Consider the following 22519-nt stretch of genomic DNA (forward strand, 5'->3'; position numbering starts at 1 on the left):
CCTTCCATAAAATTATCTGTCGGATTCCTCTTCTTTTATAGTGGAAATTGCGCGCAAAGATAAACGTTATACAACTATCTGAAAGCATGGCACCAATTTTGTTCCTTGATCAAGGTCGAGAAATATATTCTAAAAAAAGAGACTGCACTCCAAAAGGATACAGTCTCTCAATAAACGGGATGCGACCAAGTACGACTCTTCCCGTAGCAAAAATTTGGATCAATCCTTTGCCAAGAACGGATAGGGATAATCCGTAGGAGGCACGAAGGTCTCCTTCACGGTCCGCGGATTGCACCAGCGCATCAGGTTAAGTGGTCCGCCCGCCTTATCGTTCGTTCCACTGGCACGTGCACCGCCAAAAGGTTGCTGCCCGACAACGGCACCCGTCGGCTTGTCATTGATGTAGAAGTTGCCGGCGGAGAAGCGCAGAGCATCCAAAGCCTGTTCGATGGCATAGCGATCGCGAGAGAAGATGGAGCCGGTCAGTCCGTAACGGCCGGTGCTGTCACAAAGACGTAGCGTATCGGCAAAGTCTTTGTCCTCATAGACATATACGGTCAGGACGGGACCGAACAGTTCGTCCGTCATCGTAGCGTAATGCGGATTCGTCGTTTCGATAACGGTAGGCCGGATAAAGTAACCCACGCTCTTATCTCCTTCACCGCCGAATATGATCTTGGCATCCGGATCTCGTTTGGCGGCAGCCAAATAGTTCATGATATTATCGAAAGAGGCTTCGTCGATAACGGCATTGACAAAGTTGTCGAATTCCATTACGTCTCCCATTTTGATACTGTCGAGCATATCGCCCATCACCTCTTTCACGCTCTCCCACAAGGAACGAGGAATATAAGCGCGACTTGCTGCCGAACACTTTTGTCCCTGATACTCGAAAGCTCCGCGCACAAGAGCCGTAGCCACTTCGCGCGCTTCTGCCGAGGGATGAACCATCACGAAGTTCTTTCCTCCCGTTTCGCCCACTATACGCGGATAGCCACGATAGCGATCTATATTGCCGGCGATGCTCTTCCACAGGGTGTTGAACGTAGCTGTAGAACCGGTAAAATGGAAACCGGCCAAGTGTTCGTTCGCTGTGGCTACCCGACCGATCAAGCTACCCTGTCCGGGAAGGAAATTGACCACACCATCAGGCAAACCGGCCTCTTGGAAGATTTTCATAAGGAGGTAGTTGCTATGAAGGGCTGTAGTGGAAGGCTTCCAGATAGTAGTATTCCCCATCATGGCCGGTGCCAGATTGAGGTTGGAGGCAATACTGGTGAAATTGAAAGGCGTAACGGCCAAAACGAAACCTTCGAGCGAACGGTATTCCACTCGATTGAGAATGCCTTTTTCGCTGATAGGCTGATCGGCATAGATCTGTCCGGCATAGTAGGCTCCGAAACGCAAGAAATCGATCAACTCGCAGGGAGCATCGATCTCTGCCTGCATCGGATTCTTGCTCTGCCCAAGCATTACGGAGGCAGCCAACTGATAGCGATATTTGGTGGAAATCAATTCTGCGATGCGCAACATTACGGAAGCACGCTCAGTCCATGGCAGACGGCTCCAATCCTGACGAGCCTTTTCGGCAGTTTCGATAGCTTGGAGCACTTCTTTCTCCCCTACCCGATGATAGGTGGCCAGTCGGACAGCGTGGTTGTGGGGCATCACCACAGTGCCGGTATCGCCCGTTCGTATCTCTTTGCCTCCTATGATAACAGGAATCTCTATAGGCGTAGACAGTTGGCGTTGAAGCTCCTCTTTCAGTTTTTTTCTTTCCGGCGAACCCGGAGCATAGCCGTAAACCGGCTCATTGACCGGCTTGGCAAAAGTAAAATGCGAATTATTCATTGTTTTTTATTTCTTCTTGTATATGATTCTGATGAATGGCGGGATGAAGCTATCGAAGCATATTTGCTCGTCCTTCATTATCCCTGAGGCAGGAATATCTCTGCCAACATACAGCGTGCGGAACCACCGCCGTTCTTTTCGATCGTGGTCAGTTCCGGAGCTACGATCGTACTGAACCCTTCTATTTCAGCTACCTGCTCTTCAGTCAAGGAACGGCGAGCCTCGGCACTCATCACCAACAGGGATTGGCCTGTCTCGCTCTCCACTTCGAGCATATTGCCGGCGAAGTGTTCCACCTGCTCCGTACTAATGGCTATGATGCGGTGTCCTGTAGCAGTCAGGCTATTCACCACCATACTGCGCTCGGCTTCGTCTCTGATACACTCCAAACAAACGATCGCATAGCGCGAAGCTACGCACATCATCACATTGGTATGATAGATAGGAGCACCATTCGCATCTGTGGCGGTAAAAATCAATCCTTTGTAGTCCAACTCCCGACAGAACTCTTCCAACACCTTCGGATTGGTACGTTCGGATGAGCAGCAGTAAGCTATACGATTGACCCTGTCCAATACCATACTGCCCGTACCTTCGAGAAAACAATTGTCTCGCTCGTAGCCGGAGAGATTGATGATGCGTTCTACCCCTTCCATTTCACCAACGGTAGCCAATACGGGTAATTTCCGCTCTTGCTGCCTGTTAGGTGCATACATGGGGTAAAGCACCAATTCGCCTGTGACATGCGTGCTGAACCAATTGTTCGGGAATATCGAGTCGGGTGTATGAGGTGTCTTCGAATCCTGAATGACCCATACATCTACTCCGTGTTCGCGCAATAGATTGACGTAGTTGTCAAACTCTTTTTTCGCTTCCCTTGCTACTGCTTCGGGTACTCCCGTTTCTTTCTGGAAGCTGTTGTTTGTGGCCGTCTCGGCATTAAATCCAAAGAGAGCCGGGCGCACCATCAGCACGCGGTTCGTGGCCTGCTTGCGAATAAGAGCCATGAGTGTTTACTCTAAGACCTTGATGGATTCCTTGATAATCTCCACAGCCTGCGCCAGCTCCTCACGTGTGATACAAAGCGGTGGAGCCAAGCGAATGATATGGCGATGCGTCGGTTTGGCCAAAAGTCCGCGCTCGGCCATTGCCTCGCACACGTCCCATGCCTCGTGTCCATTGTGCGGTTCGATGACAATGGCATTGAGCATACCTCGTCCACGTACCAATTTCAGTAGAGGACTCTTGATTTTGAGCAACTCTCCTCTGAAATAGTGTCCCAGCTCTTCGGCTCTCTCCGGCAAGCGTTCTTCTTTCACCACCGTAAGGGCAGCCATCGCCACCTTGCACGCAAGGGGGAATCCCCCGAAAGTGGAACCATGCTCACCCGGCTTGATCGTAAGCATGACCTCATCGTCCGCCAATACGCAACTTATCGGCAATACTCCACCAGAAATAGCTTTGCCAAGTACAACAATATCGGGACGAACGTCATCATGATCGCAGCAGAGCATCCGCCCCGTTCGTGCGATACCGGTCTGCACTTCGTCAGCCACAAAGAGGGCATGGTACTTACGACAAAGCTCCGCAGCACGACGGATATAGCCATCATCGGGAACGAAGACACCGGCCTCGCCCTGTATCGGCTCTACTACAAAAGCAGCTACATGGTCTTTGTGCTCCTCCAAGGCCTTCTCCAAGGCTTCTATATTATTATAAGGTATATTGACGAAGCCCGGTGTATAAGGGCCATAATCGGTATAGCTGTCGGGATCGGAACTCATGGAAACGATACTGATGGTGCGGCCATGGAAGTTGCCATCGCATACGATGATGACAGCTTTCTCTTCGGGTATTCCTTTCACACGATAACCCCAGCGACGAGAAAGTTTCAGAGCTGTCTCCACAGCCTCCGCACCCGAATTCATCGGCAACATCTTATCATAGCCGAAATAATGGTGCATAAACTCTTCGTATTCACCCAGACAATCGTTGTAGAAAGCTCGTGAAGTCAGACAGATTTTTTCCGCCTGCTCCTTCAGTGCTGCTATGATTTTCGGATGACAATGCCCCTGATTGACGGCACTATAAGCAGAAAGGAAGTCGAAATAACGCTTCCCATCCACATCCCACACATAAGCACCCTGACCACGAGAGAGTACCACCTCGAGCGGATGATAGTTGTGAGCACCGTAGCGATGCTCAAGATCAACATAATACTTTGCTTTTTCTGACAAAACCATAATTGATTCGGTAGTAGAATTAGGACGGTATATCGAGGCAGACCCAACAGATATGCCTCATACCTTATATTCAAGCCAATATCGGCGGCATCAAATATAGAAAACAAATCAATTGGAATTATCATTCTGTCAATATTTTTAGAACCACACAAACAAAATCATAGAACAATGCAAATTTCACAAGACAAATCAACCAACCATCAACTCTCGTCCATGATAAGAAAAGAAAATAAGACCTTGTAATATGGTGATTTTGACGGCCTATAAGAAAGTTGTATCAGAAGAGGAAAAAGGTCTAATAAACTCATTATACTCTTCAAAAAACTCTGTGACTATAATCATTAACTAAACTGTCCCTATTCTCAATGACTTTTTTCGGTGCATGCCAATACGTAAATAATCTGTTCCTTTGCAAAAAATTATCCCCGAGAGATTTATCGCTCAAGTCGTAACAGAAGAACAAATAATACCGCTATGGAAATTTTCAATACCGTCGCTTCGCTCAAGAACTTTGTGGCACATGCTCGCGCCAAAGGGAAAACCATCGGCCTCGTCCCCACAATGGGAGCCTTGCACCGAGGACACATCAGTCTGATCCACCGTGCCGTAGCCGAATGCGACATTTGCGTGGCAAGCGTATTCGTCAATCCTACACAATTCAATGATAAACGCGATCTGGAATGTTATCCCCGCACACCGGAAGCCGATGCAGCAGTCTTGGCAGAAGCCGGCTGTCATGCCGTATTCATGCCCTCCGTAGAAGAGGTATATCCCGAACCGGACACTCGCGTATTCGATCTGGGCAGTGTGGCAGAAGTGATGGAAGGCAAGTATCGCCCCGGACACTTCAATGGCGTGGTGCAGGTGGTAAGCAAACTCTTCATGATGGTGGAGCCGGACAAAGCATATTTCGGGGAAAAGGATTTCCAGCAAATCGCTGTTATCCGCAGCATGGTAAGCTTGTTGGGTTTACCGGTTACGATCGTAGCCTGTCCTATCATCCGCGAAGAGGACGGCCTTGCACTCAGTAGCCGTAACATCCGTCTCAGTAGCGAAGAACGTGCCATAGCTCCATCCATCGCTCGTATCCTCAAACAAAGCCGCACACTCCGTCCCGCACACTCACCTGAACTCGTTACGCGATGGGTGACGGAAAGCCTCAATGCCCTGCCCCATCTGCAAGTGGAATACTTCGAAATAGTAGACGGAAATTCCTTACAAAGGATCGACAACTGGCAGGATACCGACCATGCCGTGGGTTGTATTACGGTGTATTGCGGAGAGGTTCGCCTGATCGATAATATCAAATATGAAGATTAGCTGTCTCACTGGGTGGTTCGTCGGTATTGCCACACTGCTATTCACCAGCTGCGGCACTAAAAAGGTCGTACCCTCTCCCCCCACAGTGAAGCCTCTTCCGGACACGGCGATTGCAGCTCCTGTCATCGAACCGTGGGTCAGTCCGGTGAGAGAGGAGATGCGTGGGGTATGGCTGACCACCATATACGGACTCGACTGGCCGCAACGCTCCGCTCCTACAGCCGAAGGACTGCGAAAACAGAGAGAAGAACTCTGCCGTATTCTGGACAGGCTCAAGCGTGAGAAGTTCAACACCGTGTTCTTTCAGGTGCGTCATCGCGGAGATGTCATTTACCCCTCTGAGATAGAACCCCAATCGACCATATTCACCGGAGTAGGCAAGCCCGACTACGACCCACTGGAGTTTGCCCTGAAAGAGTGCCACAAGCGAGGTCTGGCTTTCCATGCCTGGCTGATCGTCACTCCCTTGGGACCGGACAAACACATACGTTCGCTGAAAGGCAAATCGGTCAAAAGTCGTCATCCCGAATGGTGTGTACGACACAATAATCTATGGTACCTCAATCCGGGCATACCCGAAGCAAGAGCCTACTTCGCATCCCTCGTTCGTGAGATCGTAGAGAAATACCCCATTGATGGCATTCACCTCGACTATATGCGCTATCCGGAAAAAGCCAAAAGCTTCGACGATGCTGCCACCTATAAACGATATGGGGGTAATATGGATCCGGCAGCTTGGCGACGACGCAACCTGTCCGATCTCATGGCGGACGTTCACCGAGCCGCTACGGAAAAGACTCCGTGGGTACAGGTAAGCGTGGCTACCATCGGCCGTCTGAGAAAGCTCGCCGGTAGGCGCGGTGGCGACTGGACAGCCTACGAGGGAGTACATCAGGATCCGGTAGTCTGGGCAAAGGAAGGGAGTGTGGACTTTCTGGTGCCGATGCTATACTACCGTGACGACCTCTTTTATCCCTTCCTCGAAGATTGGAAAGCGCAGCTACCCGATCTACCGATTATACCGGGATTAGCCACCTATCGGGTTGTGGACAACAGTCGGTGGCCGGCTCAAGTCATCGGAGAACAAATCGACTCCGCCCGTCACATGGGATTCCCCGGTATCTGCTTCTTCCGAGAAGATCAGTTGCGCCATGAAAGCAATGGCATACCGCAGATCATTCGCGAGCGATTCGCTGAAGACGTGGTACCTATCCCCATACATCGCAAGGGTTTTGCCACCCCCATAAAAGCAGAAACTCCTCGGCTGACACGCCGGACAGATGGCAAAATCGCTGTGAGCTGGAATAAAGCTGTCGGAGAAACAGCTAAAGTATCCTATCGCCTCTTCCTCAGAAGATTCGACACCGCCGGCCGGATGCAAGACAGGCTGGTGGCTGACCGCATCGAAGACAACTCCTACCTGCTACCCAAGGAACTAACAGCGGAAGCCACGCGGATAGAAGTACGCCTCCAAGCCATCAACAAAATGAATGTGGCAGGCCCCATATCCGCTCCCACAAGTATGGAGATCAAGTGACAGGACTATACATTCATATTCCTTTCTGTGCCACGCGCTGCTCGTATTGCGACTTCTATTCGCAGACGAACAGCGCGCTTCGTTCGGAGTATATACAGGCACTGATCGCCGAGATGAGTATTCGTCGTACCGAAGTCACCGATACGATCGGCACCCTTTACTTCGGAGGAGGGACTCCATCGCTTCTTTCCCCACAGGAAATAGGCCGTATTATAGAGCAGGTCTATAAACTTTTCTCATTTTCTTCCGATGTCGAGATTACCTTGGAAGCCAATCCCGACGATCTGAATACAGGTTATGTGCAGGAACTTCGGACTCTGCCGATCAATCGAATAAGTATGGGAGCACAGAGTTTCCACGATGAAGACCTGCACTTCCTCAATCGTCGGCACAATGCTCGCCAAGTGTACGAAGCAGTGGATACCTGCCGCAAAGCAGGACTTACCAACCTGAGTATCGACCTTATTTACGGTCTGCCCAGGCAGACACCTGCTCGCTGGCAAGAGAATATCTCCGCAGTACTTGCTCTCGCCCCACCCCACCTGTCCGCCTACCATCTGATATACGAAGAAGGAACACCCCTGACACGCCTACTCCATGCAGGAAAAGTGCGCGAAGTGAACGAGGAAGTAAGCCTCGAACTCTTCCGCATGCTCCGCGAACAGCTGACAAGAGCCGGCTATGAGCACTACGAGATTTCCAATTTTGCCCGTGCCGGTTATCACTCTCGCCACAACAGCTCCTATTGGCAGGATACTCCCTATCTGGGTCTTGGCCCATCGGCACACAGTTTCGATGGATGGCGCACAAGGCGGTGCAATCCCTCCGATATAAGCCGATACATAGCCTCCATGGCAGCAGGGAAGCCCCTCTTCACAGAAGAAATCCTGACCGATAACGACCGTTACAACGAAGTAATCATGACCCGTCTGCGTACTGCCCGTGGTTTATCACCCGACCAGGTAAGCTATCTCTTCGGCAAGGAATCTGCCGAACGGTGTATTCGGACAGCTGCTCCTTTTATCCGCGACGGTCTCCTCCACGAAGAAGCCGATAGACGAATACGGCTCACGGAAAAAGGGATATTCCTCTCGGACAGGATTATTTCCGAATTCTTCATCGTCTAACCATCTCCGGCACAAGACCAATACTCCCCAACATAGCTTATGAGCAAGATCAGCTTCAAAAACGACTATACCGAAGGTGCGCATCCTGACATACTGCACGCGCTGGCAGATACTAATTTCGTTCCACAAGAGGGATACGGCTATGACTCCTATTGCGAGGAAGCGCGTGCAATGATCCGCCGCGAATGCAATAAGCCCGATGCCGAAGTCTATTTCGTATCGGGTGGGACGCAGACCAATCTCTTGGTGATCAGTCACCTGCTCCGTCCACACGAAGCTGTCATAGCAGCACAGTCAGGGCATATCAACGTGCACGAAACCGGTGCTATCGAATCCACCGGACATAAGGTCTGCACAGTACCTACTCCACTCGGCAAACTCAGTGTGGAGCATATCCGGGAAGTCCTTGCTTTTCATACGGACGAACACATGGTAAAGTCGTCCATGGTCTATATCTCCCAATCCACGGAGCTGGGCACACTCTACTCTCGTCATGAGCTGTCGGATCTGTCCGCCTTTTGCCGTGCAAACGGTCTCCTACTCTATCTCGACGGTGCCCGTATCGGTTCGGCGGTCATGGCAGAGACCGAGGACAATCCGACCCTGACCGATATAGCCACCCTGACCGATGCGTTCTATATCGGTGGCACCAAGAACGGAGCACTCCTCGGAGAGGCCATCGTCTTCCCTCGTCCACGTCCGGACGATGCTTTCCTCTATCAAATCAAGCAGCGCGGAGCCATGTTGGCCAAGGGGCGGGTGCTGGGCATCCAGTTTACCACGCTTTTCCGCGATGGGCTTTACTACCGGCTTGCAGCTCATGCCAACAAAATGGCAACAGATCTGGCGACAGCCATCTCCTCCTGCGGTTATTCCTTCCTCTACCCTCCGCAAACCAATCAGATCTTCCCGATCCTCCCCAACGATCTGATCGAAAGGCTGAAAGCCACATTCAACTTCTACGTGTGGCAAGCCGTATCACCCGACAGCTCAGCCATTCGTCTGGTCACTTCGTGGGCTACTCCGCCGGAGAATGTAGCCGCATTTGCCGAATATCTTTCCCGCTAAACTCCTTATATATACTGAAAGGGGGCATGCCGAAAGCCGCAAATCACGACTTTGACATCTCCCCACAGGCAGACTTTTCAGCTATTGTCCGTCAAGGACAAAAATCTTCGGGCGAACCAAGATAGGCTGTAAGAACGTTGAGCATAGCCGGTGTCAGGGATCGCTGTCCCAGAGCATAACCATGTTCTCTCATCGAATTGAGGAGATCTTGATCCCCGTAGATGATTCTTCGCAGGGCACGTGTACCGGAATTCGGGGTAAGATGTGGGAAGTAGCGTACGGCTACTTCTTTGACGCGATGGACTCGGAATGGGAATACATCCTCCCGTGCCGATGCGCCGTTAGATTCAACTTTCATACTGGTATATGTTTTTATAGAATAATGATGAGTGCCGAACAGGCTGAAAAATGCATCGCCACGCCTGCCGGCAGACTAATGCAAAGGAATACATTTCACACCGATCTGCCGATACTTTTCGCACCGAGTTATCAACAGTGAAGGCTACTTATTCTTGTGATTATGGATCGGAGGACTCTGAGTAATCAGAAAAGTCAGCGACTCAGGAAGAGAAAGGAATCGTTTGCTCCAAGGGCTCGTTATCCGTCTTCGTCAGTCGGCTGCTCATCCTCTTTCTTATCTCCCTGCTCCAAAGCTCGCGCATTGCGCCGAAGGCCATCGAGTCCGGCTCGCTTCATGGGCGAACCGGCGAAGAAGTGCAGGTATTTCTCTTCGTCCAAAGAAGCGAGATCGTCCTTGTCGAACGTAAACAGAGCCTCCCTCGGTACAAAGGCTTCGACCTCGGAAGGATGGGCATAGCGGTTCCAAGGGCAGCAGAGCTGGCAACTATCGCATCCGTAGAAACGATTGCCCAGCTTACCGACCAGCTCCGGAGGGATCTCTCCCTCATGCTCTATCGTCAAATAGCTCACACAGAGACGGGAGTCCATGCCCTCTTCGGAAATAGCTCCCGTAGGACAGCTTTCGATACAGTTCCGGCAGGCTCCACAGCGTGATGGCATCGGAGTATCGGGAGGCAGATCGATGTCCACCAATAGCTCTCCCAAGAAAAAGAAAGTCCCCCCTCGGGGCAAAATAAGCATGCCGCTGCGCCCTACCCAACCGATACCTGCACGGCAAGCCCAATAGCGTTCGGCAATAGGGGCAGAGTCGCTGAAAGACCGTCCCGAAACGGAAGGGCAGATCTCCCGACGAATATAATCCAGTAGCTTGTCCAAGAGGCGTTTGACGACCTTATGGTAGTCTTTCCCATAAGCATAGTAGGCTATTTGCGGAGCCGAGGCCGGTTGTTTGATCCTGGGGTAATAGTTCAGTGCCACGGAGATAACCGTTCGAGTACCCGGCAACAGCTCCGCCGGCGAATAGCGAAGCTCCCTGTTGCGCTCCAGATAGTCCATTTCCCCATGCCGGCCTTCGGACAGGAACTTCTCGTAAGTCCCTACCACGGATGGCGGCAAGGCCTGTGCTTCGGCAAACCCACAAGCACTAAAACCAAGTCGGCGCGCCTCTTCTTTGATAAGGCGCGCCGACTCTTCCGGTGAGTATCGCAATTTTATTTTTTCATCGTCCGGCATACACCCAAGCATCGGCAAACAGCCTGTGTTTATCTTTCATCGAACGGATATAAGTCTGCGCTTCGTCCGCCGTAGCAAAGCGATCGGCATAAATACGTGCCTTATTGGAGCTAAGCAGCACCAGGGCATTCGGCATCATGGCCTTATCGATGCTCATGCGGTAAAACTCCTGAGCTTTCTTCTTCGTATCGAATGTGCCCACTACCACATAATAGTATTTGGAACCTACAGGCTCGTGCATCACGGGCACACCCCCTTCGGCTACGTCCGTGGAGAGTTGGTTGGGCGATTCGGCCGGTTTAGAGGCCGTAGCCTCGATTGGCTGCGAATCAGCCGTAGCGGCAACAGAAGCCGGCTTCGCCGTCACCACCTGCACCGGCCGGGCTTCGGTATCTTTCCATACGCTTTTGGCTGTCAGCTCGGTAGGGACAAAACTGGCGGCAAACTTATCCGACGAGGAGATTTGCCCCCAAGGGACAACAAGCAATACGCCCAACATCACAGCTGCAGCCGCCATCATGCCGGTACGCTTATGGATCTTCAGGTAGAAATAATCCGACCGACCGACCGGCGAAACTTCCTTCTCCCTCTCCGCAGACGGCTGTACTTCGTCGAAAGACTCAGCCAAACGAGGCAATGAGCAAGGAACCAGGCCGTAGGAAAAGCCCGCTCCTTCCTCCGCTTCGCTTCGGTGCGAATAGCTGATTTGTCCCTCCGGATTCAAAGTCAGTTCGCCCATCTTTTCCAAGCTGACACGTCCGGCACGTACCAGTTCGGCACGCAAAGTGCGCACATCGTCATCGAGCATCACTCTGGCACGGCGGTGCGAGATACCATAAGCTCGTGCGTAGCTATCCTCCAAGATACCGTCCCGAAGCGAGAGGGCAGCATTGAATCGGAGTTCTTCTTTGGGAGGGTAAATAAGATTGTCATCACGGTCGTAACATGCCGGCAACAGCTCAGCAACAAAACCGCCAAGGCTCGGCACCACTACACACTTATGTATACTGATGCTGCGTTCGATGTGGGATATCAACCTATTCATAGCAACGGAGTGAAAAAGGAGCCGCCCCGAAGCGGACGACTATTTGGAACAAAGGTAACATTTTCTCCGTCCGCCGACACATTTTTCCGCGCCAAAAATCACTAAAAAACCGAACCGACCACTCTCACGCCAAGAGTTATAGCAGACATCTGTAATCCTTTACGGGAAAAAGGATTGTACCTAACGGAACAGCACAAAACATTTTGCAATGACAGCAATCGCAGAGCATGAAATAAGGAAGGCGGAGCATCGTTTTTCCACTTCTGAGCGAAGAGAATCGGGAGGGAGGATTTTCCTCTCTGTCAGCGTTTCTTGTCCCAAAAATTTCGTGGATATGGTTGCTAAAAACATGGCGCGAGAAAGTTTTCGTTCCCGAACCAAAAGAAAAAAATTCCCGAACCAAAACGTATTTTTTTTGGTTCCATAATCGAGATTCTGCCGAACCGCAATCCATCGTTTTCCGGCGCGTAAAAAAAGGCTTATCCGAAATGAATTGCGTAAATTTGTGGCAGTAATAATGAATCTATCGGAATTATAATCTTTCACTATGATGAAATCCATGCGCAGCGTGCTGTCGCTACTCTTTCCCTTGTCTCTGATCACCGCTTTTGGCTGTAGCAAGAACAAAGCTGCCGAATCGAAGGACATCACGTTCGATTCGGCCTACCTCGAACGCTATATTCCACTGCGAGCGGACATCGACACGCCATCGCTGCATGTGGTGATCAGCTACGTCTATCCTTCGGGGGACGACATGCTCACAGAAGTGTTCAATGGGCTGCTCTTCGGGGACAGTCTGATGGATTCGTCTTCGCCGGAGAATGCCATGGAAGGCTATGCGCGAGTGCTGGGCGAAGACTATCGCTCGAACAATGCCGAAGCCAGTCTGCAAGGACTTCCCTTAGACCTTCTGGACTACATCTACAAGCAGGAAAATACCATCGCTTATTGCGACACGGGATTGATCTCCACACGTATCAATACATACACGTACGAAGGCGGTGCGCATCCGGAGAACACAGTCCGCTTCGCCAACATCCTTCGCTCTACGGGCAAGATACTCGAAGAGCGGGATCTGTTCAAGATCAGCTATGCGGAAAAGCTGTCCGCACTCATCATAGGACAATTGGTACAGGATTTCGGCAAGACCAAGCCGTCCGAATTGGATGCAATAGGTTTCTTCAACGCAGAAGAAATACAGCCCAATGGTAATTTTATGATCGATGACAAGGGCCTCACATACTGTTTCAATGAGTACCAGATAGCTGCTTATGCCAGAGGTGCTGTCTATGTCCGTCTCGGCTATGACGTATTGGCACCTTTACTAAGAGACGATTCGCCCCTGAAGCGTTACCTGCCGTAGTCCCCCTCCTTTTGTTTCGACCGATATGACGAATACGCAGCAAATGCCCGAAGAGCTGTTGCCCCAGGCTTCAGGTATAGAGATCATCGAGAAATACTTCCCCCACTTGTCCGAACGACAACGCGAGCAGTTTGGGCAACTGGGACCGCTGTACACGCATTGGAATGCCCTTATCAATGTCATTTCCCGAAAGGATATAGACAATTTGTATCCGCACCATGTGTTGCATTCCTTGGGGATAGCTCGCATGCTGAACTTCAAACCCGGCACAAGTGTATTGGATCTGGGCACAGGCGGAGGATTTCCGGGTATTCCCTTGGCGATTCTGTTTCCTGAGGTATCCTTTTTGCTGGTGGACAGCATCGGCAAAAAGGTGAAAGTGGCCGCCGCCATAGCCGAAGCCTTGGGGCTTGACAATGTGCGCACCATGCACTGTCGGGCGGAAAGCATAGATGAGAAATTCGACTTCGTAGTCAGCCGTGCCGTGATGAAACTGAGTGAACTGGCCAAGATCTGCAGGAAGCTCATTCGGCACGAAGATCAGCAAAACGCGCTCCCCAACGGGCTTATCTGCCTCAAGGGCGGAGAGCTTCAGCACGAGATACTGCCATTCCGGAACAAGGCAATGACAGAGGAGCTGTGGCCGACCTTCGAGGAAGCGTATTTCAAAACAAAAAAAGTGGTCTACTTACCTCTATGACAACGACTAAAGTAAAGATGTTCACCTTCAACTCGGTGGCAGAAAATACATATATCCTTTACAACTCCACGGGCGAAGCTGCACTTATCGACTGCGGCTGTATGGATGGGAGCGAAGAGAAGCAGCTACTCCGCTTCGTTCAGGAACAGCAGCTCACAGTAAAGCTCCTGCTCAACACGCACCTGCACTTCGACCATGCCTGGGGCAATGGCTTTGCAGCCAAAACCTTCGGCCTGCCTGTGCTCACGCATCGGGCTGAAGTGGAAGAAATGCCGTCTCCGTCCAAGCAGCTGGCAGCATTCGGCATGTTCGGCACGATGGACGAACCGCCGATACAATACATTGCTCCGGGCGACGTTCTTCAGTTGGGAGAGAGTACCATCAAGGTGCTTTTCGTCCCGGGGCACTCGCCCGGTCATCTGGCATTCTATTGCCCACAGGCCCAAGCGGTATTTACCGGCGATGCGCTCTTTGCCGGTGACGTGGGCCGGACCGACTTGTGGGGCGGTAGCTACGAACTGCTGAAAAAGAGTATTCGCGCAGAACTTCTCCCTCTTCCCGACGATACGGTAGTCTACCCCGGACACGGGCCTACCTCTACGATAGCTTACGAACGAACTAATAACCCTTTTCTCGATTAGAATAATGAATACGAACAAATTCGAAAACCGCCATATAGGTATTGCCGAGCGCGACCTCTCCGTCATGCTCCGGACCATAGGCGTAGAGTCAATGGATCAGCTGATCCGCGAAACGATCCCCGGCGACATCCTGCTGTCCGAACCTCTTGATCTGCCCGAAGCCATGACCGAGCGCGAACTGCTCGAGCATTTCATGGAACTGGGATCCAAGAACAAGGTCTTCACCTCCTACATCGGACAAGGCTGGTACGATACAGTCACACCGGCTCCCATCCAGCGCAACGTATTGGAGAATCCCGCGTGGTACACTTCCTACACACCTTATCAGGCGGAGGTATCACAGGGACGTCTGGAGGCTCTCTTCAATTTCCAGACGGTGATCACCGAACTGACAGGGCTGCCCCTGACGAACTGCTCGCTCCTCGATGAAGCCACTGCTGGTGCCGAAGCCGCACGTATGTTCTTCGATACCCGTTCGCGCACACAAATCAAGGCTGGAGCCAACGTTCTCTTCGTGGACAAGAATGTATTCCGCTCTACGATCGAAGTGATCCGCACCCGTATCATACCTCAGGGTATGCAGATCGTGGTGGGCGACTACAAGACATTCGGCTTCACACCCGAAGTATTTGCCGCCATCGTACAGTTCCCCGATGCAGAAGGCTCGGTCAATGATTATAAGGCATTCATCGAAGCGGCTCATGCCGGCAACGCCAAGGTAGCCGTAGCAGCCGACCTCTTGAGTATGACCATCCTGACTCCTCCGGGTGAATGGGGTGCCGACATCGTATTCGGATCGGCACAGCGTTTCGGTATTCCCATGTATTACGGTGGTCCCTCGGCAGGATATTTGGCCACAAGCATGGACTACAAGCGCAACATCCCCGGCCGTATCATCGGTATGTCCAAAGACGCATACGGACGTCCGGCTTATCGTCTGGCATTGCAAACGCGCGAACAGCACATCAAGCGTGAGAAAGCCACATCGAATATCTGTACCGCACAGGCTTTGTTGGCCACGATGAGCAGCTTCTATGCCGTGTATCACGGTGCTGACGGCTTGCGCCATATAGCCGGCAGGGTACATGCTTATGCAGGATTTATCAGCGAGAAGCTCGCCGGGCTCGGCTATAAGCTCACGAACAAGAACTTCTTCGACACACTTCGTGTGGAGCTGCCGGCCGATGTCACAGTAGAAAAAGTACGCGAACTGGCTGAAGAGTGCAGCGTGAACTTCTTCTACCCCGCCGATGGTAGCATCGTCATCAGCTTGGATGAGACTACGTTGCCCTCCGACCTCGGCGTTCTGCTCTATATCTTCTCATCCGTTCTGGGCAAAGAGGAGACAATCACGGAGGACATTGCCATTGACAAGCGTTATTTCGATGGTGCCTTTGCCCGTACGTCGAACTTCCTGGACTACGACGTATTCAACAACTACCACACGGAGACGGAGCTGATGCGCTACATCAAACGCCTCGAACGCAAGGACATTTCTCTGGCGCACTCCATGATTCCGCTGGGTTCTTGTACGATGAAGCTGAATGCCGCATCCGAGCTGTTCAACCTCTCGATGCCGCAGTTCAACGCCATCCACCCGTATGCTCCCAAAGACCAGACGGAAGGCTACAACGAGATGCTCGAAAGTCTGGAACATTACTTGGCCGTAATCACCGGTTTCGACGCTACTTCGCTCCAGCCTAATTCCGGAGCAGCAGGCGAATACGCCGGATTGCTCGCTATTCGCGGCTATCTGAACAGCATCGGACAGGGACACCGCCATCTGGTTATCTTGCCGGCTTCTGCCCACGGCACCAATCCGGCCAGTGCCATCCAGTGCGGATACGATACGGTGACGGTAGCTTGCGACGACCGAGGCAACGTAGATATGGACGACTTCATGGCCAAGACGGAACAACACAAGGACCAAATCGCTGCCATGATGATCACTTACCCGAGTACGCATGGTATCTTCGAGACTAACATTATCGATCTCTGCCGTCGTATCCACGAGTGTGGTGGTCAGGTGTATATGGACGGTGCCAATATGAATGCTCAGGTAGGACTGACCAGCCCGGGCTTCATCGGAGCGGACGTGTGCCACTTGAATCTGCACAAGACCTTTGCCATCCCCCACGGAGGTGGAGGTCCGGGTGTAGGTCCTATCTGTGTGGCCAAGCACTTGACTCCATTCCTGCCATCCCACCCGCTGCGTGAGGACTACAACGGCTTGGAGGTATCCGCCGCTCCATACGGAAGTGCAGGGGTAACGACTATCACCTACGCATACATTCGCCTGATGGGCTACGAAGGTCTGCGCAGAGCTACGAAAATCGCCATCCTGAACTCCAACTACATGGCCAACCGTCTGAAAGATACTTTCGGTATCGTCTATACGGGAGCCACAGGCCGCGTAGGTCATGAGCTGATCCTCGAATGCCGCAAGATCAAAGAAAGCGGTATCGACGAGAACGATATAGCCAAGCGTCTGATGGACTTCGGCTACCATGCTCCGACGCTCTCCTTCCCCGTACATGGCACTCTGATGATAGAGCCGACCGAGAGCGAGAGTCTGGCCGAACTGGATCGTTTCATAGATGTGATGAACTGCATCTGGGAAGAGATCCAGGAAGTGGCTCGCGGCGAACAGGATGCTACCGACAACGTACTGAAGAATGCTCCGCATCCTCAGTACGAGGTAACAGCCAACGACTGGTCGCATCCATACTCTCGCGAAAAGGCAGCCTACCCGCTGGAATACCTGCGTGAGAATAAGTTCTGGCTCAACGTAGCCCGTATCGACAATGGCTATGGGGACCGCAATTTGGTTCCGAGCCTCTGCGGTGCATGTGAGGTTTTCAACAATCAATAAAATCGCCCCTGCACAACAGGTAATAAACGAAAGCGAACCCCGAGAGTCAAATAAAAACTCTCGGGGTTTTCTTTTTCAATAAAGATAAAGATGCTAAGAGTGAAAGACTTATTTAAGCTCAATGAAAAACCCCGAAAAAGAAAATAAAGATTGGTATAACTTTGCCCGCGCAAAAACGGTTATATAAAAACGATTTGACTACGATGAAGATAAGATACCTCCTCTCCATATTCCTGTTCTGCTGTTCCATCGGAGCTGCCGATGCCATAGCATCGAAACCGACTGTTCCCGTACCCCGACCGCAGAATCACCTCTTAGCGGATACAGACAGTCTGCCGACAGCACCTATAGCCTCCGGCCGCCTACTGATGAGCTATCTGCAGCTACCACTCGTAGCAGAAAACTCGTCCACCCCTCTATCCGAAGGACTCTGGCATATCACCATACCTGAGATACCCTCTCGCTTGCAAAAAGCCTGTGGGAAAGATCCCGTTCCGGTACCGGATTTGAGCGATATGATTGCAGAAGTGGATTTGGCACGCAGGGTGCTGACCGAGCTTCAGTATCGTCGATTAGATCTCTTCACGTACAGCCGCACGGAATTGGAGCCTTTCGGCCCGGACTATTCCTATATCAAGTCACAAGACATGCCGCTTATCAATGGGGGTGCTCTATCAGACAGGATCATCCAACCGGGAAAAATCCGTGGCATCGAACTCAAACCTCGCTACTGGTTTTTCAATATGGAGACCATGTTGCAATTCTCCCAGAACTACATTTCCGAAAACTGGTACAAAGGGGGATCGAGCAATCTGAATATCATGTTCAGCAATCTGATTGTCCGTCAGTATCGCAACAAGAAGATTCGCTGGAAAAATGAGTTGGAAAACAAACTCAGCATCTTCAACGCAGCCAAAGACACGGTCAATCGCTATCGAGTAGCAGAGGATTTGCTCCGTCTGCGATCCAACTTCGGCTACAAGGCGTTCAAGCAATGGTACTACTCCTTGGATGCTGAAATGCGTACACAGCTATTTACGAACCGAGCTGAAAACAGCTTGAAGAAACAATCTGCATTCCTCGCTCCGATAATCTTCAATACGGGTCTCGGTATGAAATACGAGTTGGATACGAAAAGCAAAAAGGTTTATGGCAAGTCCGCTAAACTGGGACTGTTCCTATCTCCCGTCTCGTACATCCTCAAATGGTCGGTCAGAGACGATATAGACTTGGCCCGCCACGGTTTTCCCGAAGGAAAGACCATTGTACACGAATTGGGTTCGGCCATAAAAGCCGAACTCGTATGGAACTTCGATAGTCGCCTGAGTTGGCAGTCGCGCCTGTATGCCAATACCACATACGATAATACGGTGGCAGAATTTGAGAATGCCCTCAACCTGTCGCTCACCCGACTGCTGAGCACCCGTTTATATCTGTACCTGCGCTATGACGACAGTGTGTCACTACCGGAAGGCAAAGGAACATATTGGCAGGTGAACGAATTGGTGAGTATCGGCCTCTACTTCCGTTTGTAAGAGACTGCCCTCTCTCTTACGGCATCATGTCTTTCGGAGTATTGACGAGATAGAGCCGTTCCGAAGCTCTGGTTACTGCCGTATAAAGCCAACGACAGAGTTGTTCGTCGTGAGGCAGATAGCTAAGCATACCCATATCGACATAAACATGCTTCCACTGGCCTCCCTGAGCTTTGTGGCAGGTGATGGCATAGGCATACTTTACTTCCAAGGCCGAAAAGAAAGCATCCTCTCTGATCGCTTTGCGCCGAGCAGGGACGCTCTCCACCGAACTATAGTCTTCCGCAACGGCATCATACAGTTTTTGCCTCTGTACATGGGTAAGACCGGCTGTTTCCGCCGTCAGTCCATCGAGCAATAGCCTCGCTTCTATCTCACGCCCCTGCTCTACCAGATTGATGGTGGCATCTGCAAATCGGAATCCATACAGCTCGTATCGCTTGCCCAACCGCAGAATCTCTACGATCTCTCCATTAGCCACGAAGTCGGTCTTGTCTCGCCTGTCACAATAACGATAGTTGTTGCGCGTCACCACTAATCGATCGCCCCGTACCAACTCTTCTTCGTAGTACAATACCTGACTGCGGATGCCCAGATTATAGGCCAAAGCACGTTTATTGGAATAGCTGACAATAATGGTCTCGTCCATGCCTACAGTCCGAAACGAAGCATCCAGTGCTTCTATCAGTTCAGCACCGGAAATAGCCGACACATCTCCCGAATCCCTTATGTTCAACTTGATTTTGTCAGAAATACCATCGGAAAGTAAACGGCGTAGGCTCGTGGCCAAAGAGAGAATGGCGGATTCTTTCTGCTGACGTACTACCTCGGTCAGTGTACATTCATATATGCGCAATCCGTAGAAAGTTTCCATTACACCGGCATCCAATGCCGGACTCACCACACTGCCGACCGGCGGAAGCTGTGCCATATCTCCGGCCAGAATCAGACGGCAACCATCCGTTTCGTTCACGTATGCCAGCAAATCGTTCAGCAAGCTACCCGAGCCAAAGGGCGTAGGTTCGACACTTTCATTCCCGATCATAGAGGATTCGTCCACGATAAATACTGTACCGGTAGGGCTGCTGCGACGGATGCGATAGGAGCCGCCCTCCTCTATCCCCGCAGCGGAAGCCTGATAGATCTGTCGATGAATGGTATAAGCCTGATGCCGAGTGTAGGATGTCAACACCTTGGCAGTACGTCCGGTCGGTGCCAATAGCTCACAATGCGCACCTTGCTGCAGGATGGTCTGCACCACCGAAGCGATAAGCTGTGTCTTACCCGTACCGGCATATCCGCGAAGCAAAAAAACCGAATAAGGCTCCCTGTCGAGCAGATACTTTGCCAAAGATCGAATAGCCGAATCTTGGCTTTGCGTCGGGGTAAATGGCAAATTTTTCAATATTTGCCCGGCCAAATAATTGTCCATCTTTATACAAATCGTATATTTGCGGGGACTAAGTTACTTCCTTTGAACGATATGCTCGGATTCGGTGGGGCAATACGGATTAGGAAGCGTCTTTAGAAGAGAATTTAATACAAAAACAAAGTAAGATAACGATGAAAACTTTAATCAAGATTTTGGTGGCTGTAGCAGTCGTGGTGTTGGCATATCTCACCGTGATGAGCATATACACCCCCGTTAGTTTCGACAAGATTCAGGCCAGTCGTGAAACAGCTATCCAAAAGAAGCTGAAAAACATAGCCGACTATCAAGCTGCATTCGAAAGCATGTATGGTCGCTATGCCACAGCAGATGAATTGGTAGGTTTCCTGGCCAACGGTCGTGTCTACTACGTGAATGCCGAAGGCGAATACACCGACGACATGCGCGACAAAGGAATGACCGAAGCGCAGGCAGCTCGTGCAGGCTTGCTCAAGCGCGATACGGTTTGGGTTGCAGCCAAGGACTCTCTGCTCAAAGGTATTGATCCTAATACAGTCTTGGATATTCCCGGTTTTGCCGGCAAAAAGATCTTGGTCGAAGTAGGTTCCATCCAGCAGGAGATCGGTCAGGATACAATAAACGTGTCCGTATTCCAAGCATCAGTGCCTTTCGTTGACTACCTCAGCGATCAGGATCAGGTTCGTCTGAGAATGAAAATCAACGATGCAGAAGCTCGTGCCAATGGATATGCCGGTCTGCGCATCGGATCTCTGAAAGAAGTGAAGAATACCGGTAACTGGGAATAATCTCTCGGAAGTATAGCGCGTGGAAATCCCTTCTTCCGATATTCCGGCTACCCCCCTCTCTGCTCACACTGCAGAAAGCTACGATATGTCCATCCGATTCCTGTCGGATGGACTTATTTTTAGCCTCTTCGATACGGAGGGTAAGCCATGCGCCAGATGTGCCTATCCTTTCGACTCAGGAGCAGAAGACTATTGCTCTGCTGTGAAGGAGCTTTTTTTCCATTACCAACATCTCACCTACCCATACCGCCACGTACACGTCAGTTACAGCCCGGATTCGTATGTTCTCATTCCTCGCGCTTTGTACGAAGAGGGTAGAGCCGACTACTGGCTGAGGACTGCTGTCCACTTGCCGGACGAAGGCAAGGGTGTAGCCGTCATGGAGTACAACCTGTCTCATCAGGATAAGATGCTGATTTTGGGATGGGACAAGCCTCTCTATGAATTTCTAAGAAGGACACAGGTAGGAACAGAGTTCGCCCCCGACTTTATCCCCTTTTTCAAAGAAACGGAGCGACAGAGCCGGCAGCATACGGCCAAAAGAGTTGCCCTCAATCTCCGGCATGACAAACTCGACCTCTTCGTATTCGAAGGAGGCAGTCTGCTCTTTGCCAATACATACAGCCTCACGGACAATCAAGCTATTCGCTCTGTCGAGGAAGAAGTCCTTTTCTATCTGGTCACTGTCTGGAAGAGCTTACGGTTGGATATAGAGCATGACCGTATCGTTATCTGTATCCAACAAAATGTCCGCGACCACTCTGTCGGAAAGGATGATCTCAGGCAAACATTGGAACCGTTCTTCCGCCATATCGAACTGAGCAAAGAGCCGGTCTAATGTAACGCCATACTCGAAGTCTCTTCTCCACATCTTTCCCTATGCGTGTAATCAGAGGTAAATACGGACACAGGCGTTTCGATGTACCCAAAAGCTTCAATGCCCGTCCCACAACGGATTTTGCCAAAGAGAACCTCTTCAACATCCTGTCCAACCGTTTCGATTTCGAAGGACTTTCGGCTATCGACCTGTTTTCCGGCACGGGGAGTATAGCATTGGAATTGGTTTCTCGGGGTTGTTCTTCCGTCACTTCCGTAGAGAAACGCCGTGAACATGCAGCTTTTATTCGCACCCTCATTAAGCGTCTGAACGAGGAAAACTGCTGGAGAGTCTTCGAGACAGACGTATTCCACTTTTTGGAACGCAACAAAGAATGCCGCCGCTTCGACTTGGTCTTTGCCGATCCGCCCTATACATTGGCCGAACTGGAGAGCCTGCCGACCAAGGTATTAGAAAGCAATATACTGGCTGAAGATGGGCTATTCATCCTCGAACACCCCAAGGATTTCAGCTTTACGGAGCATACCCGATTTGAGGAACATAGAGCCTACGGCTCCGTCAATTTCACCTTCTTTCGGTAAGGCTACCAC

At 51.1% G+C, this 22519-nt stretch carries 20 protein-coding genes; 12 read left to right on the plus strand and 8 right to left on the minus strand.

Going from position 1 to position 22519, the window contains the following annotated elements; genetic code table 11:
- Window positions 1–219 precede the first annotated feature (219 nt).
- The 3 genes from pruA to rocD form a co-directional block, all read right to left on the minus strand.
- Entirely contained in the window at window positions 220–1851 is a 1632-nt protein-coding gene (gene pruA, locus HQ50_RS09340; protein ID WP_039418538.1) for an L-glutamate gamma-semialdehyde dehydrogenase, read from the minus strand.
- Between the two features lie 77 nt (window positions 1852–1928).
- On the minus strand, window positions 1929–2858 hold the full coding sequence (gene ctlX / locus HQ50_RS09345) for a citrulline utilization hydrolase CtlX (protein ID WP_018964411.1): 930 nt from the start codon (window positions 2856–2858) through the stop codon (window positions 1929–1931).
- Window positions 2859–2864: 6 nt separating this feature from the next.
- Complete coding sequence (rocD, locus tag HQ50_RS09350) at window positions 2865–4094, minus strand: ornithine--oxo-acid transaminase (RefSeq protein ID WP_039430024.1); 1230 nt, start codon at window positions 4092–4094, stop codon at window positions 2865–2867.
- 474 nt (window positions 4095–4568) lie between these two features.
- On the opposite strand from rocD, the gene panC reads away from it, so the two are divergent.
- The 4 genes from panC to HQ50_RS09370 are packed head-to-tail and all read left to right on the plus strand — an operon-like array spanning window position 4569 to window position 9146.
- Window positions 4569–5414 carry a pantoate--beta-alanine ligase gene (gene panC / locus HQ50_RS09355; protein WP_039422895.1) on the plus strand — a complete coding sequence of 282 codons (846 nt, stop codon included), beginning with the start codon at window positions 4569–4571 and terminating at the stop codon, window positions 5412–5414.
- A complete protein-coding gene (locus HQ50_RS09360) occupies window positions 5404–6951 on the plus strand; it encodes a glycoside hydrolase family 10 protein (RefSeq protein WP_039430026.1) in 1548 nt (515 codons plus the stop codon). Before panC ends, HQ50_RS09360 begins: the two co-directional genes overlap by 11 nt.
- Window positions 6948–8078 (plus strand): radical SAM family heme chaperone HemW, encoded by a 1131-nt coding sequence (hemW, locus tag HQ50_RS09365; RefSeq protein WP_039430029.1) that lies wholly within the window; start codon window positions 6948–6950, stop codon window positions 8076–8078. Before HQ50_RS09360 ends, hemW begins: the two co-directional genes overlap by 4 nt.
- Window positions 8079–8117: 39 nt before the next feature.
- Entirely contained in the window at window positions 8118–9146 is a 1029-nt protein-coding gene (locus HQ50_RS09370) for a low specificity L-threonine aldolase (RefSeq protein WP_039430034.1), read from the plus strand.
- Window positions 9147–9237: 91 nt separating this feature from the next.
- Here the strand turns inward: HQ50_RS09370 and HQ50_RS10405 are convergent, their stop codons facing one another.
- The 4 genes from HQ50_RS10405 to HQ50_RS11540 all read right to left on the minus strand — a co-directional run bounded on the left by HQ50_RS10405 (window position 9238) and on the right by HQ50_RS11540 (window position 12345).
- Entirely contained in the window at window positions 9238–9504 is a 267-nt protein-coding gene (locus HQ50_RS10405) for a DUF4248 domain-containing protein (protein WP_018964416.1), read from the minus strand.
- Window positions 9505–9743: 239 nt separating this feature from the next.
- Window positions 9744–10715: a tRNA epoxyqueuosine(34) reductase QueG gene (gene queG / locus HQ50_RS09380; protein WP_230587318.1), complete on the minus strand. Its 972-nt coding sequence runs from the start codon at window positions 10713–10715 to the stop codon at window positions 9744–9746.
- 10 nt (window positions 10716–10725) lie between these two features.
- Window positions 10726–11784 (minus strand): hypothetical protein, encoded by a 1059-nt coding sequence (locus HQ50_RS09385; RefSeq protein WP_039430036.1) that lies wholly within the window; start codon window positions 11782–11784, stop codon window positions 10726–10728.
- A 180-nt stretch (window positions 11785–11964) separates the two neighbouring features.
- Window positions 11965–12345, minus strand: coding sequence for a hypothetical protein (locus HQ50_RS11540; protein ID WP_039443451.1), 381 nt, complete (start codon window positions 12343–12345; stop codon window positions 11965–11967).
- Here HQ50_RS11540 and HQ50_RS09390 point away from each other — a divergent pair.
- The 5 genes from HQ50_RS09390 (at window position 12332) to HQ50_RS09410 (ending at window position 18895) form a co-directional block, all read left to right on the plus strand.
- A complete protein-coding gene (locus tag HQ50_RS09390; protein WP_039421300.1) occupies window positions 12332–13147 on the plus strand; it encodes a DUF3298 and DUF4163 domain-containing protein in 816 nt (271 codons plus the stop codon). The two genes, HQ50_RS11540 and HQ50_RS09390, sit on opposite strands and share 14 nt — an antisense overlap.
- A gap of 43 nt (window positions 13148–13190) precedes the next feature.
- Entirely contained in the window at window positions 13191–13847 is a 657-nt protein-coding gene (rsmG, locus tag HQ50_RS09395; protein ID WP_369794186.1) for a 16S rRNA (guanine(527)-N(7))-methyltransferase RsmG, read from the plus strand.
- Window positions 13844–14488 carry an MBL fold metallo-hydrolase gene (locus tag HQ50_RS09400; RefSeq protein ID WP_039430038.1) on the plus strand — a complete coding sequence of 215 codons (645 nt, stop codon included), beginning with the start codon at window positions 13844–13846 and terminating at the stop codon, window positions 14486–14488. Before rsmG ends, HQ50_RS09400 begins: the two co-directional genes overlap by 4 nt.
- A 4-nt stretch (window positions 14489–14492) precedes the next feature.
- Complete coding sequence (gene gcvP, locus HQ50_RS09405) at window positions 14493–17360, plus strand: aminomethyl-transferring glycine dehydrogenase (RefSeq protein ID WP_039418547.1); 2868 nt, start codon at window positions 14493–14495, stop codon at window positions 17358–17360.
- 203 nt (window positions 17361–17563) lie between these two features.
- The gene (locus HQ50_RS09410) at window positions 17564–18895 is read left to right on the plus strand and encodes a DUF3078 domain-containing protein (protein WP_039418993.1); all 1332 of its coding nucleotides are present in this window, start codon (window positions 17564–17566) and stop codon (window positions 18893–18895) included.
- 16 nt (window positions 18896–18911) lie between these two features.
- On the opposite strand, the gene HQ50_RS09415 is transcribed toward HQ50_RS09410, so the two are convergent.
- Window positions 18912–20327: an ATP-dependent RecD-like DNA helicase gene (locus HQ50_RS09415; protein WP_039430040.1), complete on the minus strand. Its 1416-nt coding sequence runs from the start codon at window positions 20325–20327 to the stop codon at window positions 18912–18914.
- Window positions 20328–20458: 131 nt separating this feature from the next.
- Between HQ50_RS09415 and HQ50_RS09420 the strand changes: the two genes are divergently transcribed.
- Genes HQ50_RS09420 through HQ50_RS09430 form a run of 3 tightly spaced genes read left to right on the plus strand, consistent with a single transcriptional unit; the run spans window position 20459 to window position 22510 of the window.
- Window positions 20459–21091: a hypothetical protein gene (locus HQ50_RS09420; protein ID WP_018964425.1), complete on the plus strand. Its 633-nt coding sequence runs from the start codon at window positions 20459–20461 to the stop codon at window positions 21089–21091.
- Window positions 21092–21110: 19 nt separating this feature from the next.
- Window positions 21111–21929: a DUF3822 family protein gene (locus HQ50_RS09425; protein WP_039430043.1), complete on the plus strand. Its 819-nt coding sequence runs from the start codon at window positions 21111–21113 to the stop codon at window positions 21927–21929.
- 41 nt (window positions 21930–21970) lie between these two features.
- The gene (locus tag HQ50_RS09430) at window positions 21971–22510 is read left to right on the plus strand and encodes an RsmD family RNA methyltransferase (protein WP_018964427.1); all 540 of its coding nucleotides are present in this window, start codon (window positions 21971–21973) and stop codon (window positions 22508–22510) included.
- The last annotated feature ends 9 nt before the right edge of the window (window positions 22511–22519 follow it).

Origin of the sequence: Porphyromonas sp. COT-052 OH4946, from assembly GCF_000765965.1 — a bacterium.
In the GTDB taxonomy this organism is placed as follows: domain Bacteria; phylum Bacteroidota; class Bacteroidia; order Bacteroidales; family Porphyromonadaceae; genus Porphyromonas; species Porphyromonas gulae.

Bases quoted from the DNA above. Each gene is read 5' to 3' on its own strand.
- pruA (WP_039418538.1), bottom strand. From the start codon at position 1,851: ATGAATAATTCGCATTTTACTTTTGCCAAGCCGGTCAATGAGCCGGTT.
- ctlX (WP_018964411.1), bottom strand. From the start codon at position 2,858: ATGGCTCTTATTCGCAAGCAGGCCACGAACCGCGTGCTGATGGTGCGC.
- rocD (WP_039430024.1), bottom strand. From the start codon at position 4,094: ATGGTTTTGTCAGAAAAAGCAAAGTATTATGTTGATCTTGAGCATCGC.
- panC (WP_039422895.1), top strand. From the start codon at position 4,569: ATGGAAATTTTCAATACCGTCGCTTCGCTCAAGAACTTTGTGGCACAT.
- HQ50_RS09360 (WP_039430026.1), top strand. From the start codon at position 5,404: ATGAAGATTAGCTGTCTCACTGGGTGGTTCGTCGGTATTGCCACACTG.
- HQ50_RS09370 (WP_039430034.1), top strand. From the start codon at position 8,118: ATGAGCAAGATCAGCTTCAAAAACGACTATACCGAAGGTGCGCATCCT.
- HQ50_RS10405 (WP_018964416.1), bottom strand. From the start codon at position 9,504: ATGAAAGTTGAATCTAACGGCGCATCGGCACGGGAGGATGTATTCCCA.
- HQ50_RS09385 (WP_039430036.1), bottom strand. From the start codon at position 11,784: ATGAATAGGTTGATATCCCACATCGAACGCAGCATCAGTATACATAAG.
- HQ50_RS09390 (WP_039421300.1), top strand. From the start codon at position 12,332: ATGATGAAATCCATGCGCAGCGTGCTGTCGCTACTCTTTCCCTTGTCT.
- HQ50_RS11540 (WP_039443451.1), bottom strand. From the start codon at position 12,345: ATGGATTTCATCATAGTGAAAGATTATAATTCCGATAGATTCATTATT.
- rsmG (WP_369794186.1), top strand. From the start codon at position 13,191: ATGCCCGAAGAGCTGTTGCCCCAGGCTTCAGGTATAGAGATCATCGAG.
- HQ50_RS09400 (WP_039430038.1), top strand. From the start codon at position 13,844: ATGACAACGACTAAAGTAAAGATGTTCACCTTCAACTCGGTGGCAGAA.
- gcvP (WP_039418547.1), top strand. From the start codon at position 14,493: ATGAATACGAACAAATTCGAAAACCGCCATATAGGTATTGCCGAGCGC.
- HQ50_RS09410 (WP_039418993.1), top strand. From the start codon at position 17,564: ATGAAGATAAGATACCTCCTCTCCATATTCCTGTTCTGCTGTTCCATC.
- HQ50_RS09415 (WP_039430040.1), bottom strand. From the start codon at position 20,327: ATGGACAATTATTTGGCCGGGCAAATATTGAAAAATTTGCCATTTACC.
- HQ50_RS09420 (WP_018964425.1), top strand. From the start codon at position 20,459: ATGAAAACTTTAATCAAGATTTTGGTGGCTGTAGCAGTCGTGGTGTTG.
- HQ50_RS09430 (WP_018964427.1), top strand. From the start codon at position 21,971: ATGCGTGTAATCAGAGGTAAATACGGACACAGGCGTTTCGATGTACCC.